This is a genomic window from Streptomyces aurantiacus JA 4570 (assembly GCF_000414115.1).
GTDB lineage: Bacteria > Actinomycetota > Actinomycetes > Streptomycetales > Streptomycetaceae > Streptomyces > Streptomyces aurantiacus_A.
On sequence record NZ_AOPZ01000293.1, the window covers coordinates 22227 to 38532 of the forward strand.

The 16306-nt window shown below is 70.3% G+C and carries 13 protein-coding genes and 4 tRNA genes; 8 read left to right on the forward strand and 9 right to left on the reverse strand.

Translation table 11 applies throughout. The features are described 5' to 3' along the window. Nucleotides 1-62 precede the first annotated feature (62 nt). Both STRAU_RS26090 and STRAU_RS26095 read right to left on the reverse strand, forming a co-directional pair. Nucleotides 63-317 carry a DUF3073 domain-containing protein gene (locus STRAU_RS26090; RefSeq protein WP_016643395.1) on the reverse strand — a complete coding sequence of 85 codons (255 nt, stop codon included), beginning with the start codon at nucleotides 315-317 and terminating at the stop codon, nucleotides 63-65. A gap of 288 nt (nucleotides 318-605) precedes the next feature. Further along, entirely contained in the window at nucleotides 606-1688 is a 1083-nt protein-coding gene (locus STRAU_RS26095; RefSeq protein ID WP_016643396.1) for a Leu/Phe/Val dehydrogenase, read from the reverse strand. Nucleotides 1689-1959: 271 nt separating this feature from the next. On the opposite strand from STRAU_RS26095, the gene STRAU_RS26100 reads away from it, so the two are divergent. Beyond that, entirely contained in the window at nucleotides 1960-2871 is a 912-nt protein-coding gene (locus STRAU_RS26100; RefSeq protein ID WP_016643397.1) for a DUF8083 family protein, read from the forward strand. Between the two features lie 488 nt (nucleotides 2872-3359). Continuing rightward, nucleotides 3360-3566 (forward strand): developmental transcriptional regulator BldC, encoded by a 207-nt coding sequence (gene bldC, locus STRAU_RS26105; protein WP_003949541.1) that lies wholly within the window; start codon nucleotides 3360-3362, stop codon nucleotides 3564-3566. A 581-nt stretch (nucleotides 3567-4147) separates the two neighbouring features. Here bldC and STRAU_RS26110 read toward each other — a convergent pair. The 3 genes from STRAU_RS26110 to hrpA form a co-directional block, all read right to left on the reverse strand. Continuing rightward, the gene (locus STRAU_RS26110; RefSeq protein ID WP_016643399.1) at nucleotides 4148-4375 is read right to left on the reverse strand and encodes a DUF6274 family protein; all 228 of its coding nucleotides are present in this window, start codon (nucleotides 4373-4375) and stop codon (nucleotides 4148-4150) included. Nucleotides 4376-4571: 196 nt separating this feature from the next. After that, a tRNA-Asp gene (locus tag STRAU_RS26115) sits at nucleotides 4572-4646 on the reverse strand. 108 nt (nucleotides 4647-4754) lie between these two features. Next, complete coding sequence (gene hrpA / locus STRAU_RS26120) at nucleotides 4755-8699, reverse strand: ATP-dependent RNA helicase HrpA (protein WP_016643400.1); 3945 nt, start codon at nucleotides 8697-8699, stop codon at nucleotides 4755-4757. A gap of 83 nt (nucleotides 8700-8782) precedes the next feature. Between hrpA and STRAU_RS39175 the strand changes: the two genes are divergently transcribed. From STRAU_RS39175 to STRAU_RS26135, 3 genes are read left to right on the forward strand one after another with little or no spacing between them, the layout of a single operon-like run. Then, nucleotides 8783-9220, forward strand: coding sequence for a hypothetical protein (locus STRAU_RS39175; protein ID WP_052029273.1), 438 nt, complete (start codon nucleotides 8783-8785; stop codon nucleotides 9218-9220). A gap of 57 nt (nucleotides 9221-9277) precedes the next feature. Further along, nucleotides 9278-10093 carry a DsbA family protein gene (locus tag STRAU_RS26130; protein ID WP_016643402.1) on the forward strand — a complete coding sequence of 272 codons (816 nt, stop codon included), beginning with the start codon at nucleotides 9278-9280 and terminating at the stop codon, nucleotides 10091-10093. Next, nucleotides 10090-10947: a cytochrome c biogenesis CcdA family protein gene (locus STRAU_RS26135; protein WP_016643403.1), complete on the forward strand. Its 858-nt coding sequence runs from the start codon at nucleotides 10090-10092 to the stop codon at nucleotides 10945-10947. The genes STRAU_RS26130 and STRAU_RS26135 overlap by 4 nt, the downstream gene beginning before the upstream one ends. A 433-nt stretch (nucleotides 10948-11380) precedes the next feature. Here the strand turns inward: STRAU_RS26135 and STRAU_RS26140 are convergent. The 4 genes from STRAU_RS26140 to STRAU_RS26155 form a co-directional block, all read right to left on the reverse strand. Further along, nucleotides 11381-11454: transfer RNA gene (locus STRAU_RS26140), tRNA-Phe, on the reverse strand. 28 nt (nucleotides 11455-11482) lie between these two features. Then, nucleotides 11483-11557 (reverse strand) — tRNA-Asp (locus STRAU_RS26145). Nucleotides 11558-11595: 38 nt separating this feature from the next. After that, nucleotides 11596-11668: transfer RNA gene (locus STRAU_RS26150), tRNA-Glu, on the reverse strand. Between the two features lie 81 nt (nucleotides 11669-11749). Then, nucleotides 11750-13345 carry a metallophosphoesterase family protein gene (locus STRAU_RS26155; RefSeq protein WP_016643407.1) on the reverse strand — a complete coding sequence of 532 codons (1596 nt, stop codon included), beginning with the start codon at nucleotides 13343-13345 and terminating at the stop codon, nucleotides 11750-11752. Between the two features lie 81 nt (nucleotides 13346-13426). Between STRAU_RS26155 and STRAU_RS26160 the strand changes: the two genes are divergently transcribed. From STRAU_RS26160 to STRAU_RS26170, 3 genes are all read left to right on the forward strand, one after another. Continuing rightward, the gene (locus STRAU_RS26160; protein WP_016643405.1) at nucleotides 13427-13777 is read left to right on the forward strand and encodes a metallopeptidase family protein; all 351 of its coding nucleotides are present in this window, start codon (nucleotides 13427-13429) and stop codon (nucleotides 13775-13777) included. Nucleotides 13778-13871: 94 nt separating this feature from the next. After that, nucleotides 13872-14441 (forward strand): hypothetical protein, encoded by a 570-nt coding sequence (locus tag STRAU_RS41700; protein WP_037661952.1) that lies wholly within the window; start codon nucleotides 13872-13874, stop codon nucleotides 14439-14441. 271 nt (nucleotides 14442-14712) lie between these two features. Beyond that, a partial coding sequence (locus STRAU_RS26170) for a DEAD/DEAH box helicase (protein ID WP_106968044.1) occupies nucleotides 14713-16306 on the forward strand: 1594 nt, incomplete at its 3' end.

Sequence of the window (16306 nt, forward strand, 5' to 3'; positions counted from 1 at the left end):
GTGCAGTCGCTACGGGATTGGCGCGAACTGCGAACTCTGTGTGATGCCCGAGTGCCGCGAGGTCAAGCGCCGCGACGTTGCGCCGAGGGACCGGACTGGTCGTCCTCTTCGTCCTCGTCGTCGTTGTACAGATCCGCGTACTGCGCGTACGGGTCGTCTTCCTCGTCCTCGTCCTCGAACGGCTCGCCATTCGGCGGCTGCTGCGAAGTCGAAGCGCCCAGCTCGTTGGCCAGACGCGACAGGTCAGTCCCGCCGCTGTTGTACTTCAGCTGGCGGGCGACCTTTGTCTGCTTGGCCTTGGCCCGGCCGCGCCCCATGGCTCGACCCCCTCGGTATCGGGGCTTCATGGCCCCAGAGTCTTGACACGCGTTCATGATCTAGAACGGACTCTCCATGGAGAGACCGGTCCGTAGGGCTTCCACGGTACCTGCTCCTGCGGCCATACGGTACGTCGCCCGCAGGACGCGCCTAGGCGCACGACTGGCAAGGTGCCCTTTCCTTGCTGGTCAACCGCGATTTTAACCTCTTCTTGGCGGACGACCCGCCGACGGGGGTGAGTCTTGTCTCCCGAGGGCGCCGGCGGGCCCGTGTCCGACGGCGGAACGTCAGCGGCGGCGTGCGTCCGCGATGCGCTGCTCGGCGATCCGGTCGGCCGCCGCGGCGGGCGGAATCCCATCCGCCTTCGCACGTGCGAATATGGCAAGAGTGGTGTCGAAGATCTTCGACGCCTTCGCCTTGCACCGGTCGAAGTCGAAGCCGTGCAGCTCGTCGGCGACCTGGATGACGCCGCCCGCGTTCACCACGTAGTCGGGCGCGTAGAGGATGCCGCGGTCGGCGAGGTCCTTCTCGACGCCCGGGTGCTCGAGCTGGTTGTTGGCCGCGCCGCACACCACCTTGGCGGTGAGCACCGGCACGGAGTCGTCGTTGAGGGCGCCGCCGAGCGCGCACGGCGCGTACACGTCCAGGCCCTCGGTGCGGATCAGCGTCTCCGTGTCGGCGACCGCGGTGACCTCGGGGTGCTTGCTGGTGATGCGAAGGAGCGAGTCCTCGCGCACATCGGTGATCACGACCTCGGCGCCGTCCTGGAGCAGGTGCTCCACGAGGATGTGGCCGACCTTGCCGACGCCCGCGACGCCGACCTTGCGGCCGCGCAGCGAGGGGTCGCCCCACAGGTGCTGGGCGGAGGCCCGCATGCCCTGGAAGACGCCGAAGGCGGTGAGCACGGAGGAGTCGCCGGCGCCGCCGTGCTCCGGGGAGCGCCCGGTGGTCCAGCGGCACTCGCGCGCGACGACGTCCATGTCGGCGACGTACGTACCGACGTCGCAGGCCGTCACGTAGCGGCCGCCGAGCGAGGCCACGGCACGGCCGTAGGCGAGGAGCAGCTCCTCGCTCTTGATCTTGTCGGGGTCGCCGATGATGACGGCCTTGCCGCCGCCGTGGTCGAGGCCGGCCATGGCGTTCTTGTACGACATCCCGCGCGCGAGGTTCAGCGCGTCGGCGACGGCCTCTTCCTCGGTGGCGTAGGAGTAGAAGCGCGTGCCGCCGAGGGCGGGGCCCAGGGCGGTGGAGTGGATGGCGATGACGGCCTTGAGTCCGCTGGCGCGGTCCTGGCAGAGCACGACCTGCTCGTGGCCCCCCTGATCCGAGTGGAAGAGGGTGTGCAGGACGCCGTCGGTTACATCGGTCACGGTGGTGACTCCCGGTTGCGTAGCGGCGGTTGGGCGGGTTCCCGTGCGGGTGGCGGGCCCCCGTTTGCCATGAGGGTAGAGCCTGAGAGTAGAGCCTGAGGGGACCCGGGCGCCGCACACGTTCGGCATCACTATGTCGGGGTGCGGCGGGGGGTACCCAATGTCCCGCCTGGCGGGGACGCACCGGGGTCGCAGGACGGAGTACGGCACTGTTCGGCCATGGCACGATTTGCAGTGTTTTCCAGCCGGTACGCGGGGGAGGGGAGGAGCCGTGCCCAAGGTGTCCTCGGTGATCGTCCCGTACGCGTCGTACTTGCGTGTGTATGAGCCCCTCGCGGCCTTCCCGGAGCCCGAGCGCAGCCACTGGGCGCGCTATGCCCGGCGCCCCGGCCGCCCCTCGTACCAGGACGAACTCCGCCGCTCCCTGGCCGACTTGGTGCCCACGCCGCCCGTTCCGGTGCCGGTGCACGAGAGCAGCGACGCGTTCGTCCTGGAGACGGACGGCGTGGTGTGCGTCTGCCCCTGGCGCACCCGGCTGCGCGGCTGGCAGGCCCTGGGCGAGCTCGCCGGGCAGCTCCCGACGCCGGTCCTGGACGCGGTGCTGCCGCCGGTGGTGCGCCGCCAGGCCGCCGCGGACTACGAGCAGTGGCTGGCCCGCAACCCCGACGCCCGCCCGTGGATCCGCACCGCGACCTGGCACGTGCCGCTGAACTGGTTCGTGCTGGTGTCCGACGAGGAGCGGTGCTTCGAGCGGGCCTACCAGAGCGACGGGGGCGACGAGGCCGATGGGGCCGAGGGCGTCGCCGGCGCGGGCGCGGAGGAGCCGTCCGGGGCCGGGGCGCCGGTGCTGCGGTACCGCACGCCGATGGTGCAGGCGCGGCGCCGGGTGGCGCGCGGCCTGAAGGCCCTGCGGGACGCGATGGACGAGGGGCCGCTCATCGACGGCCTGGTGGACGTCGGCCGGTGGCTGGAGGAGTTCCACCCGCGCTCGCTGGTGGAGCTGGACTACGGCGGCCTGGTGCACGCGCTGCCGGAGGAACTGCTCGACGAGGACCACTCGGCGGCGGACGTGGCCGCGGGGATCGCCGCGCTGCGGGCCGGCGACGGGGCGGGGGCCGGCGAGGCGTATGCGAGGCTCGTGGAGCGTTGGCGCGCGGTCAGGGAGCGCCAGTTCTCGAACTGACGGCGCAACGCTCCGGTGCGCCCTTGCGTCGATGTCCCGTTGCCGGGACGTAGGTCCCGATCCGGGCCTTTGCCTCAAGCGTGATGGACCGCACTTAACTGACCCTTGCGCCGATCGGCCTTCCTCGTGCCAAAATAGGACAAGGAGTCCGGACAGGGCTCCTTCCATCCAACTATGGGCGGAATGCTCGGCATTGCACGCTATGGGGGGTCTGTTGACTCCTGATCGCTCTGTGACTGATCGTCACTGTGGCGTGACTGTCCGCTATGGCATGGTCCATCGGCTTCCGTCGCTGATGGACACCTGGGAGGGCAATTCCATCGGTTTGGCCGACGCGGCTGGACGGATGGTGTAGTTGTAGTGCCGAGGACAAGCCGTTCGTCCTATAACCGACTCGACTCGCGTCCGCCATTTCGGGCAACGCGGGTCAAGGTGCAGAATTTAGAGGAATGAACCGAGAAGGTTCGGTTCTCCCGAGGAGGCCGCTCATGACCGCTCGCACCCCTGATGCCGAGCCGCTGCTGACCCCGGCTGAGGTCGCCACGATGTTCCGCGTCGACCCCAAGACGGTCACGCGCTGGGCCAAGGCTGGCAAGCTCACGTCGATTCGCACGCTCGGCGGACACCGCCGTTACCGCGAGGCTGAGGTCCGCGCTCTGCTGGCGGGCATCCCGCAGCAGCGCAGCGAGGCCTGAGCACGGCGTTTGTGCACTAAGCAGCAGTAAGCAGTACACATCGGACGATGAGCACCACCGCTGCCGGGTCCCCCAACCTGGCCGTAACGTCCGACATATAGCTACACACGACACGGGACCCGCCCCAACGGGCCCCACGCCTGTGCCACTTGGGTGCGTCGTTGATCGCGCTGGACTCCGCCGGGTCCAGCGCGATTTTTTTGTGCCCGCGCCCGGAGGGGGTCGTCGCGTCCGTGCTCCGGACCGGCCCGGCGCACGCCGGTGCGCGCTGTTGGGGGCCTCTGTGGGCCGTCCTGTTGATCCCTGGGGGAGCCTGTCCGGCGGGCCCTGAGGGGCCGGGAGGCGCGTCGTCAAGGCGGCGCGTCAGGTGGTGCAATTGCACATATTAGATTGACCTGTTGTAGGGCAGGTGTAAGTTCCGGGGTTTCCAAAACTCATTCGGTGACTACCGTCACACGAACCGTGGCTTGTTGCCCTCGATGCCCGTGCGCTAGAGGAGGCGAAGCGCGCCGGTATCGGGAGAACACTCCCGCTCACCTTTCAGCTTCCCACTCGGCGGGCGTGCGGCGCCTCGGCTTTGGTCATGCCTTGGGAGGGCTTTCGTCCTCGCATTGCTCTGGGGCGGCTTCTGGGGCCTCGGTGGCCTCTGTGGGCTCACGGGCCTCGCCGGAGGGCTCCATGGCGAGGCGCAGGAGCCGGTGGCAGATGGGGCAGTGCCGGGTCAGATGGCGGTAGCTGGTGGCCGCCGCGAGGTGGGCGCGCAGCAGGGCCCGTGTCTCGTGCCGGGCGGATGCGGGGTATGCGGGCATGCGCCACCTCCTCGGGAGCGGGCGGCTCGCTCCCTTATCCGGGGTACCGGCGGAATGTGACTCCGTCAACCCCGGTGCGTGGCAGGGGCATGCGGGCGCCGGCGGCGACGGGGTGTGGTCGCGTGCCCAACGCGAAAGCGGGCCGCATCCTTGTCGGATGCGGCCCGCTGACTTCACTGCGGTCCTGACTTCACTGCGGTCCTGACGGGATTTGAACCCGCGGCCTCCACCTTGACAGGGTGGCGAGCACTCCAAACTGCTCCACAGGACCAGGTTTCGCAGCTCTGATTGTTGCCCTGGGCTGCGAGAAGAGACTCTACAGCAGCTCGACCCCCGGGTCGAACTCGCTCTGTGTGAGCGGTCCGTCACGGGCGTACGGCTAGGGGGCGGCGGCGTCGATGGCCTTCACGATGCGTTTGTCGGAGACGGGGTACGCCGTTCCGAGCGCGTGCGCGAAGTAGCTGACGCGGAGCTCCTCGATCATCCAGCGGATGTCCAGGACCTCGCGCGGTACGGGCCGCCCCTGCGGCAGCTGTTCGAGCAGCCACGCGTACTCGTCGCGCATCTCGCGGACCTTCTCCATGCGCGTGGTGTCCCGCTGGACGTTCGTCGGCATCTGCTGGAGCCGGCGGTCGGCGGCGACCATGTAGCGCATCAGGTCGGGCAGCCGGCGTATCCCCGTGTCCGTGACGAAGCCGGGCTTGATCAGGGCGTCGAGCTGCCCGCGGACGTCCGTGAGGTTCGGCAGCAGCGCCGGGCTCTTCGTGGACTTCAGGCGGCGCTCGCAGGCTTGCCAGGCGGCGAGGACCTGCTGGACCTGGGCGACCGCGTGCACGGTCGTGTCGACGATCTCCGCGCGCACCTTCTCGTACAGCTTGCGGTACGACTCCTCGTCCCACGCGGGCCCGCCGAAGTCCCCGATGAGCTTGTCCGCCGCGGCCGTGGCGCAGTCGTCGAAGAGGGCTTGCATGGAGCCGTGCGGGTTCGCGGACAGGGCGAGCTTCTGCTGGTTGGTGAGCTTGTCCTGGGCGAACTTCGCCGGGTTCACCGGGATGTTGCGCAGGATCAGGCGGCGGGTGCCGCGCCACATCGCCCGCGTCTGCTCCGCCTCGGTGTCGAAGAGGCGTACGGAGACGGTGTCGCCGTCGTCGACCAGGGCCGGGTACGCCTTCACGGGCTGGCCCGCGCGCCTGGTCTCGAAGACGCGCGAGAGGGCGCCGATCGTCCAGTCCGTGAGGCCGGACCGTTCCACGGACTCGCCGCCGGAGCGCTCCGCCGTCGCCGCGGCCGCCTGCGACAGGGCCTTGCGGGCCTTCGGCTTGAGCTGGAGCTTCAGCGCCTCCAGGTCCTTGTCCTCGGCCAGCTTGCGGCGCCGCTCGTCGGTGACCCGGAAGGTGATCTTCAGGTGGTCGGGTACGCGCGTCAGGTCGAAGTCGTCGCCGTGCACCGGCACGCCGACCATCTTCTGCAGCTCGCGCCCCAGGGTGACGTGCAGCGGTTCCTGGAGGGGCGTGGCCCGCTTCAGGAACTCCTTGGCGTAGTTGGGCGCCGGGACGTAGTGGCGGCGGATCGGCTTCGGCAGGGAGCGGATCAGCTCGGTCACGACCTCCTCGCGCAGGCCCGGGATCTGCCAGTCGAAGCCGTCGGACGACACCTGGTTGAGCACCTGGAGCGGGATGTGGACGGTCACGCCGTCCGCGTCCGCGCCCGGCTCGAACTGGTACGTCACCCTGAACTTCAGCGGCCCCTGACGCCACGTGTCCGGATAGTCGTCCTTCGACACGTCGCCCGCGCGCTCGTTGATGAGCATCGACCGCTCGAAGTCGAGCAGCTCCGGCTCCTCATGGCGCTTCTTCTTCCACCAGGAGTCGAAGTGCGCGCCGGACACGACGTCCTCGGGCACCCGCTGGTCGTAGAAGTCGAACAGTGTCTCGTCGTCCACGAGGATGTCGCGCCGCCGGGCGCGGTGCTCCAGCTCCTCGACCTCGGTGAGCAGCTTGCGGTTGTCGGCGAAGAACTTGTGGTGGGTGCGCCAGTCGCCCTCGACGAGTGCGTTGCGAATGAAAAGGTCGCGGCTCGTCTCGGGGTCGATGCGGCCGTAGTTCACCTTGCGGTCGCTGATGATCGGGACGCCGTACAGCGTCACCTTCTCGTACGCCATGACGGCCGCCTGGTCCTTCTCCCAGTGCGGCTCGCTGTACGTGCGCTTGAGCAGGTGCTGGGCCAGCGGCTCGACCCACTCCGGTTCGATCTTCGCGTTGACGCGGGCCCACAGCCGGGACGTCTCGACCAGCTCGGCCGACATGATGAAGCGCGGCGGCTTCTTGAAGAGGGCGGAGCCCGGGAAGACGGCGAACTTGGCGCTGCGGGCGCCCAGATACTCGTTCTTCGCGCCGTCCTTCACGTCCTTCATGCCCACGTGCGAGAGCAGTCCGGCGAGGAGTGAGACGTGCACGTGCTGCTCGGCGGCGTCGTCCTCGTTGAGGTGGATGTCCATCTGCTTGGCGACCGTACGCAGCTGCGTGTAGATGTCCTGCCACTCGCGGATGCGCAGGAAGTTCAGATACTCCCGTTTGCACATGCGGCGGAAGGCGGAGGAGCCGAGTTCCTTCTGCTGCTCGCGCACGTACCGCCACAGGTTCAGATACGCGAGGAAGTCGGACGTCTCGTCCTTGAAGCGGGCGTGCTGCTGGTCGGCCTGCGTCTGCTTGTCGGCGGGGCGCTCGCGCGGGTCCTGGATGGACAGCGCGGCGGCGATCACCATGACCTCGCGTACGCAGCCGTTCTTGTCGGCCTCCAGGACCATGCGGGCCAGGCGCGGGTCGACGGGGAGCTGGGCGAGCTTGCGGCCCTGCTGGGTGAGGCGCTTCTTCGGGTCCTTCTGCGTGGGGTCGAGCGCGCCCAGTTCCTGGAGGAGTTGGACGCCGTCCCGGATGTTCCGGTGGTCCGGCGGGTCGATGAACGGGAACTTCTCGATGTCCCCGAGGCCGGCCGCGGTCATCTGGAGGATGACGGACGCGAGGTTCGTACGCAGGATCTCGGCGTCCGTGAACTCCGGGCGGGCGAGGAAGTCGTCCTCGGAGTACAGCCGGATGCAGATGCCGTCCGACGTACGGCCGCAGCGGCCCTTGCGCTGGTTGGCGCTGGCCTGCGAGATCGCCTCGATGGGCAGGCGCTGCACCTTGGTGCGGTGGCTGTAGCGCGAGATGCGGGCCGTGCCCGGGTCGATGACGTACTTGATGCCCGGGACGGTCAGGGACGTCTCGGCGACGTTGGTCGCCAGGACGATTCTTCGGCCCGTGTGCTGCTGGAAGACGCGGTGCTGCTCGGCGTGCGAGAGGCGGGCGTAGAGGGGGAGGACTTCCGTGAACTTGTAGTTCTTCTTGTTCAGCGCGTCCGCCGTGTCCCGGATCTCGCGCTCGCCGGAGAGGAAGACCAGGATGTCGCCCTTGCCCTCCGCCTGGAGCTCCTCGACGGCGTCCGTGATCGCGGTGATCTGGTCGCGGTCCGGGTCGTCGCCCTCCTCTTCGAGGAGCGGGCGATAACGGACCTCCACGGGATACGTGCGTCCGCTGACCTCGACGATCGGGGCGTCCCCGAAGTGGCGCGAGAAACGCTCCGGGTCGATGGTCGCGGAGGTGATCACGACCTTCAGGTCCGGGCGCTTGGGGAGCAGCTGCGCGAGATAGCCCAGCAGGAAGTCGATGTTGAGGCTGCGCTCGTGGGCCTCGTCGATGATGATCGTGTCGTACGCGCGCAGCTCGCGGTCCGTCTGGATCTCGGCCAGCAGGATGCCGTCCGTCATCAGCTTCACGTAGGTGCTGTTCGGGTTCACCTGGTTGGTGAAGCGGACCTTCCAGCCGACCGCCTCGCCCAGCGGCGTGTTCATCTCCTCGGCCACGCGCTCGGCGACCGTGCGGGCCGCGATCCGGCGGGGCTGGGTGTGGCCGATCAGGCCGCGCACGCCTCGGCCCAGTTCGAGACAGATCTTCGGGATCTGGGTCGTTTTCCCGGATCCCGTTTCCCCCGCGACGATCACGACCTGGTGGTCGCGGATCGCCTCCAGGATGTCGTCCTTCTTCTGGCTGACCGGGAGCTGCTCGGGATACGTGATCGCGGGCACGCCCGAAGCGCGGCCCGCCATCCTGGCCGCCGCCTTCTCCACGTCCTCCGCGATCTCCGCGAGGACGGCGGCGCGGGCCTCGGGCTTGCGGATCCGGCGCGCGCCTTCGAGCCGCCTGCCGATGCGGTGCTCATCGCGCAGCGAGAGCTCCGTCAGGCGGGGGGCGAGGGCGTCGAGGGTGAGGGCGGGCTGCGTAGACATACGCGGTCCAGGATCTCACCCGGCGCTCGGGAACGGCCAACCGATTTCCCGTGGGGCGTGGGGAAGCACGTACGATTCCGGGCATGTGGTCCCGTGCGCGGCTTGCGTGGTGCTCCCTGGTGGGGGTGCTGGTCGTCGTGCTCGGGGTCGGTGTGCTGTGTGGCTCCGCCGGGGCGCGGGGGGTCGGGTCGGCCGGGGTTCAGTTCGCCGGGTCCGCCCAGGCGCAGGTCGCCGGGGCCGTGGCCCCAGGGGCATCCGAGGCCGGCGTCTTCGTCCAGGCCGACGACGGGCCGGGTGTGCCCGGCTGTGGCAAGGGCGATCGGGGCGATGACGTGCAGCGGCCCGCCGCGCCGCCGCGGGTTCCCACCTCGTACGAGTTGTTGCCCGCGCTGTATGACACCCGCGCCGCTTCCGGCTGCTCCTGGATCGCCGACCAGGCCGTCCTCACCCTCTCGCCCGGGCGCGCGCCGCCCGCCCTTGTGCCGCCCTCGCCGATAGATCTCTCCGTTCTGCGCGTGTAGGGGCCCCTGTCCCAGGGGTCCCTACACATACGTACGCAACAGGAGAAGTGCATCAGCATGTCCGCGAGCGAGAACAAGTCCGCGAGCAAGACGTCCGCGAGCAAGAAGTCCGCGAGCAAGAAGTCCGCGAGCAAGAAGAAGAACGTCGCCGTCGTCGCCGGTGTGGCCGTCGCCGCCACGCTGCTCGGCGTCGCCTCGTACACCGCCACCAAGCCCGAGGAGCCGTCCGTCGCCCGTGCCGAGAAGGGCTCCGGCGCCGGGGGCGGCGACTCCTCCTCCGCCGCCCCGCGAGCGGGCGTCTACCCCGAGCTGGAGGCGCTCGCCCGGCGCGACGCCAAGGACCCGCTCGCCCAGGGCAAGGCGGACGCCCCCGTCGTCATGATCGAGTACGCCGACTTCAAGTGCGGGTTCTGCGGGAAGTTCGCGCGCGACACCGAGCCGGAGCTGGTGAAGAAGTACGTCGAGGACGGGACGCTCCGCATCGAGTGGCGGAACTTCCCCATCTTCGGCGAGGACTCCGAGCGGGCCGCTCGTGGTGCCTGGGCCGCCGGGAAGCAGGGTCGGTTCTGGCAGTTCCACGAGGCCGCGTACGCGGACGGCGCCAAGGAGAAGGGGTTCGGCGACGGGCGCCTGAAGGAGCTCGCGCGCGAGGCCGGGGTCGGGGACGTCGGGCGGTTCATGGACGACGCGGGCAGTGACGCCGCGAAGGCCGCCGTGAAGAGGGACCAGGACGAGGGGTACAAGCTCGGTGCCACGTCCACGCCGTCGTTCGTGATCAACGGGCAGCCCATTGCGGGGGCGCAGCCTGATGCCGTGTTCGAGCAGGCCATCGAGGCGGCGAAGGGTGCTGCGGGGAAGGGTGCCAAGAAGTGAGTGCCGATGTTGGGTACTTCGCCGCCTTTCTCGCGGGGCTGCTTGCTCTTGTCAGTCCTTGTAGTGCGCTTCTGCTGCCCGCCTTCTTCGCCTACTCCATCGACTCGACTTCTCGGCTGCTCGCCCGTACCGGGATCTTCTACGCCGGGCTCGCCACGACGCTGGTGCCGCTGGGGGCCGCCGGGTCCGTGGCCGGGCGGTTCTTCTTCGGGCACCGGGAGCAGCTCGTCTTCTGGGCCGGGTGGCTGATCATCGCCCTGGGTGTCGCGCAGGTGGTGGGCCTCGGGTTCGCCTCGCGGCGCATGGCCGAGCTGTCCGGGCGGATCCGGCCCACTACGGCGGTGTCCGTGTACGCGCTCGGGGCGGTGTACGGGCTGGCCGGGTTCTGCGCGGGGCCGATCCTCGGGAGCGTGCTGACGGTGGCCGCCGTGAGCGGCAGTCCGGTGTACGGGGGTGCGCTGCTGGCCGTGTACGCCCTGGGGATGGCTGTGCCGTTGTTCGTGCTCGCCGTGTTGTGGGAGCGGTTCGAGTTGGGGCGGCGGCGGTGGCTGCGGGGGCGGGTGTTCCGGGTGGGGCGCTTTGAGCTGCATACGACGTCGGTGCTGTCCGGGCTCTTCTTTGTGCTGCTTGGGGCGCTCTTCCTGGCGTACGACGGGGCTGCGGCGCTGCCTGGGCTGTTGAACGTGGACGACTCGTTCGCCGTGCAGGAGTGGGCGGGGCGGGTCGGGGACTCGGTGCCGGACTGGGTGCTGTTGGTGGGGGTCGTGGTGGTGGCGGGCGTGGTGTTCCTGCTGCGCCGCCGGTCTGCGGCTGCGGCTGCGGTGGACGCCGAGGTCGACGTCTCCTCCTCTTAGGCGTTCGGCTTCCCCTCCGGTGGGTGGCTCGCCTTCTGCCCGGTTGTGGGGCGGGGCCGCGCCGGTATGTCCGTGCTCGCGCCTGGGGCGCCGGATGCATTGCGCCCACGGACGGCGTGCGCACCCGAGCTGCGCGCGGACATACCGCCACGTCCCCTCCGGCCGGTTTGGCGGCTACCGGCCGGTGGGGGTCGCGGCCCCTTCGGCCGCGCCCCGGCGGGACGCGACGTTCCTGCTGCCTGGGGGCTGTTGCCGCTCCCCACTGTGGGCAGTCGTGCCGCAGGGCGGCTCCCGACCCTTAAAGGCAGCCCAGGCCGACGGTGCCGGTATGTGGGGGGAGAGGTGGAGCTCAGGGGGGAGGGGCACGCTTCGGCCCCGGCCCGGGGGGCACACGGCGAAGGCCCCGTCCAGGTGGACGGGGCCTTCGGGGAAGTGGCTGGGGCCGGGATCGAACCGGCGACCTATCGCTTTTCAGGCGATCGCTCGTACCAACTGAGCTACCCAGCCACGCGACCCCGCGAGCGGAAATCGCAAGCGGTCCTGACGGGATTTGAACCCGCGGCCTCCACCTTGACAGGGTGGCGAGCACTCCAAACTGCTCCACAGGACCAAGCTTTGTGCGAGCACAAGTCTCGCACAGGTGTTGCGTGCCCCCAACGGGATTCGAACCCGTGCTACCGCCTTGAAAGGGCGGCGTCCTGGGCCACTAGACGATGAGGGCTAAGAGGCCCGCCGTGGGCGCTTTGCAGCGCGTCGGGGACGTGAGAAGCATATGGGATGGGAGGAGGGATCGCCAAAACGGTTATCGGGGGCTCGGGGCGCGCTCCCCGGAAGGCCGGGACGAGGCCGGGGGCGGTGGGGGCGTGGAGGGGTCGGCGCCGGGCTGGTTCTCCTTGGGGAGATGGCGGCTGACCTCCGCCTTCGTCAGGCCGAGCCCGCCCAGTTTGATCTCGTCCCAGGCTTGCAGCCGCTTGGTCGCACGGTCCAGGTAGAGGACCGAGGTCTCGACCGGGTCGGGGTGCTCGCCCTCGACCGCGCGCAGCCCGCTGCCGCCCGTCGAGCCCTCGATGCGCAGCCGCGTGCCCTTGTCCATGACCTCCATTTCCTGGTGGTGCACGTGGCCCGCGAGGACGAGGGGCACCGTGCCGTCCGTCTGCCGCGCGGCCGTGGGGTTGTGCGCGACCGCGATGTCGACCGGCGTCCCCTTGGCGGCCTGCTCGCGCAGCGACGCGGCGAGGATGAGGCCCGCCATCTCCTCGACCGGGTTGCCCTCCTGCTTCACCGAGCGGTCCGGCGTGAACTGGGGGTCCCCGATGCCGGCGAAGCGCAGGCCCGCGACGTCGACCGGCTTGCTGTCGTCGAGCACGTGGGTGTTCTTGAGCTTCTTGAGATAGCGCTGCGTCGCTGTCGAGTCGTGGTTGCCGCGCACCCATACGTACGGCGCCCCCAGGTCCTCGATCGGGTCCAGGAAGGCGTTCTCGGCCGCGGTGCCGTGGTCCATCGTGTCCCCGGAGTCGACGATCACGTCGATCTCGTACTGCTCCACGAGGGAAGCGATGATCTTCCAGCTCGCCGGGTTGAGGTGGATGTCCGAGACGTGCAGGAGCCGGATGGTGGACGGGTCCGGCTCGTAGGCGGGGAGGGTGGACGTGACGTCGTAGAGCTTCGTCACATTGGTGACCAGGCGGGCCAACTCCCGCTGGTAGACGTCGAATTCGCTGACGATGTTGCGGGCGTTGCCGACGACGGACGGGGCGCTGCTGAGCAGCCCGGAGAACTTCGGTTCCAGGACCGACTTGGGGTTCCAGGTCGCGTACGCCGCCGTGCCGGACGCCGCCAGGAGGGCGAGGGCCAGACCGCCCGCCGCCAGGGCCCGGCGCGGGCGGCGGTAGACGGCGAGGCCGAGTGCCGTCGCCCCCGCGACCACGGCGGCGCAGGAACGTACCGCCAGGTCGAGCGTGCCGACGACGACGTCCTCCGCCACCTCCTCCTGCATGCCCGAGATCCGCTCCGGATGGTCGACGAGCGCCTCCGAGCGCACCGGGTCCAGGCGGTCCACCTCCACGTCCAGGCGGATCGGCGCCACGTGCGAGTTCAGCTCCAGGGCACCGAGCGGCGACACGTCGATCTTCGTGCCCCCCGTGAGGGAGGGGCGCAGCTGCATGCGCGTGTCCATGGGCCCCACCGGCGTACGTACGCTGCCCACGATCAGCAGGCCGAGCCAGGCCCCCAGGATGACCACCGCCACCAGTCCCACCGCGCGGCCGAACGGGTGCGGGGCGCTGGTGAGGTCCGTGGTCGGGGGCGGGTGACCTGCGCGGTAGCGGCGTACGAGAGCGGCTGGCGCGCCGCGCAGACCGCGCAGGTTCCGCAGAACGACCGTCACGTCGCGCCCCATTGGGCCCGTATGCCCATGTGTGGCCGTGGCTATGCCCGCGCGGGGAGGTGGTGAGCGCGGGGTGTGGTCGACAATGGGCTTGTGCTGGAGATGACGCGTGAGGAGTTCGAGGAACTGGTGGCCGAGGCGCTCGACCGGATTCCTCCCGAGCTGACGCGGCTCATGGACAACGTGGCGGTGTTCGTCGAGGACGAGCCGCCGCGCGACGATCCCGAGCTGCTCGGCCTCTACGAGGGGACTCCGCTCACCGATCGCGGTGAGTGGTACGCGGGGGTGCTGCCCGATCGCATCACCATCTACCGGGGGCCCACGCTGCGGATGTGCGAGTCGCGCGAGGACGTCGTCGCCGAGACCGAGATCACCGTGGTGCACGAGGTGGCGCATCACTTCGGGATCGACGACGAACGGCTGCACGCGTTGGGGTACGGCTGACCGTCGGCGGCGCGCGGTCGGTCCGTGTCCTCTTGCGGGGCGCGGGAGTTGGGCAGGGCGTCCCTTCCCCCAGCGCCTTCGGAGGTGCTCGGCCGTGCGCCAGTTGTACGTTTCCGTCCGGTGGGCCGCGGCCGTGGTGGCCGTCGCGGCGACCGCGGGCTGTATGAGCATCGGCGACGACGGGAGCGGCGCGCCCGCCCCCGCGCGGTCCGCCGGTGACCGGAGCGGGGCCGCCGCCCCGGACGGGGGAAGTGTCACGCCCGGCGGTGCCCGCGGAGAGCGGCGGGAGGACGGCCGCCGGGGCGACGACGACAAGGACGGCAAGGGCGGCAAGGACGACCGGAAGGGCAGCGGCAAGGGCGGAAAGAAGGCGGCCGCCGCGCGCGGAAAGGACGCCGCTCCGGGAGACAGGCCCTCGGCGGGCGGGGCCGGGGGCGGCGGCACGACCGTCACGCCCACCCGCGACGGCGGACGGCCCTCGCCGACCCGGCCCCGCCCCGGGCCCCGGCCGACCCGCAGCACGCCCTCGCCGGACCCGACCTCCGCGACCCCGACCCCCACACCGCCCGAGCCGTCCTCGCCCGAGCCGTCGTCGTCCGCGCACGGCGGGGTGGGGGAGCCCGCGGGACGCGGGGAGCCTTCGCCACAGGCGGGGCCCGCGTAAGGGGGGTGGGGCGTAGGTCGGGAAGGGGTTCGGAGGGGGGTTGGGGCTGGTCAGGCGGGGGGACATAGCCCCGTTATGGTGGGCGTTTGCCAATTGGGGTGGGGGGTGCGTATGGTGGTAGATCGTTTGATCCCATTTGCCCGGCGCCGCCAAAGAGAGCGCCGCGTGGCGCGTACTCTCCCTTGCCGTGGCTGACCGCATAGAGGCGGTCCATTGCGAAATCACGGAGTTGTGGGCGCGTGCCGAGACTCCGGAAGGTTTCGCATTTCGCATGTCCATTTCCAGTTTTGACGTTCAGCCTGCCCAGGTCCAGGACGAGACCGAGAACACCGAGCTCGTCGAGGTCACGGCCGTGACCGAGACCCAGGCAGCCGACGCCGTCACCCCCGAGAAGGCCGAGACGGCAGAGAACCCGGCCGCCGACGAGACCCCGGCCGCCGAGGCCGCCGACCCGACCGAGCAGGCCGCCGAGGCCCCCGCCTCGGACGCCTCCGAAGACGGCGCCGTCGCTGCCGACGCCTCCGACGACTCCGAGGAAGAGGGCGGCCTCACCTTCGCCGACCTCGGTCTCCCCGACGGCGTCGTCCGCAAGCTCGCGCGCAACGGCGTGCACACCCCCTTCCCGATCCAGGCCGCGACCATCCCGGACGCCCTGGCCGGCAAGGACATCCTGGGCCGCGGCCGCACCGGCTCCGGCAAGACCCTCTCCTTCGGCCTGCCGCTGCTCGCCACCCTGGCCGGCGGTCACACGGACAAGAAGAAGCCCCGCGGCGTCATCCTCACCCCGACCCGTGAGCTCGCCATGCAGGTCGCGGACGCCCTGCAGCCGTACGGCGACGTGCTCGGCCTGAAGATGAAGGTCGTCTGCGGCGGTACGTCGATGGGCAACCAGATCTACGCCCTCGAGCGCGGCGTCGACATCCTCGTCGCCACCCCGGGCCGGCTGCGCGACATCATCAACCGCGGCGCCTGCTCCCTGGAGAACGTCCAGGTCGCGATCCTCGACGAGGCCGACCAGATGTCCGACCTGGGCTTCCTGCCCGAGGTCACCGAGCTGCTCGACCAGGTCCCGGCCGGCGGCCAGCGCATGCTGTTCTCCGCCACGATGGAGAACGAGATCTCCACGCTGGTCAAGCGCTACCTGAACAACCCGGTGACGCACGAGGTCGACAGCGCCCAGGGCAACGTCACGACCATGACGCACCACATCCTGATCGTGAAGCCCCGCGACAAGGCGCCGGTCACCGCCGCGATCGCCTCCCGCAAGGGCCGCACCATCATCTTCGTACGCACCCAGCTGGGCGCCGACCGCATCGCCGAGCAGCTCCGCGACTCCGGTGTGAAGGCCGACGCGCTGCACGGCGGCATGACGCAGGGCGCCCGTACGCGCGTCCTCGCGGACTTCAAGGAGGGCTACGTCAACGCCCTGGTCGCCACCGACGTCGCCGCCCGCGGCATCCACGTCGACGGCATCGACCTGGTCCTGAACGTGGACCCGGCGGGCGACCACAAGGACTACCTGCACCGCTCGGGCCGTACCGCCCGCGCCGGCCGCAGCGGCACCGTCGTCTCCCTCTCCCTGCCGCACCAGCGCCGCCAGATCTTCCGCCTCATGGAGGACGCGGGCGTCGACGCCTCGCGCCACATCGTGGGCGGCGGCGGCGCGTTCGACCCGGAGGTCGCCGAGATCACCGGCGCCCGTTCGATGACCGAGGTCCAGGCCGAGTCCGCGGGCAACGCGGCCACCCAGGCCGAGCGTGAGGTCCGCGACCTCACCAAGGAGCTGGAGCGCGCCCAGCGCCGCGCCGCCGAGCTGCGCGACGAGGCCGACCGCCTCACCGCCCGCGCCGCCCGCGAGCGCGGCG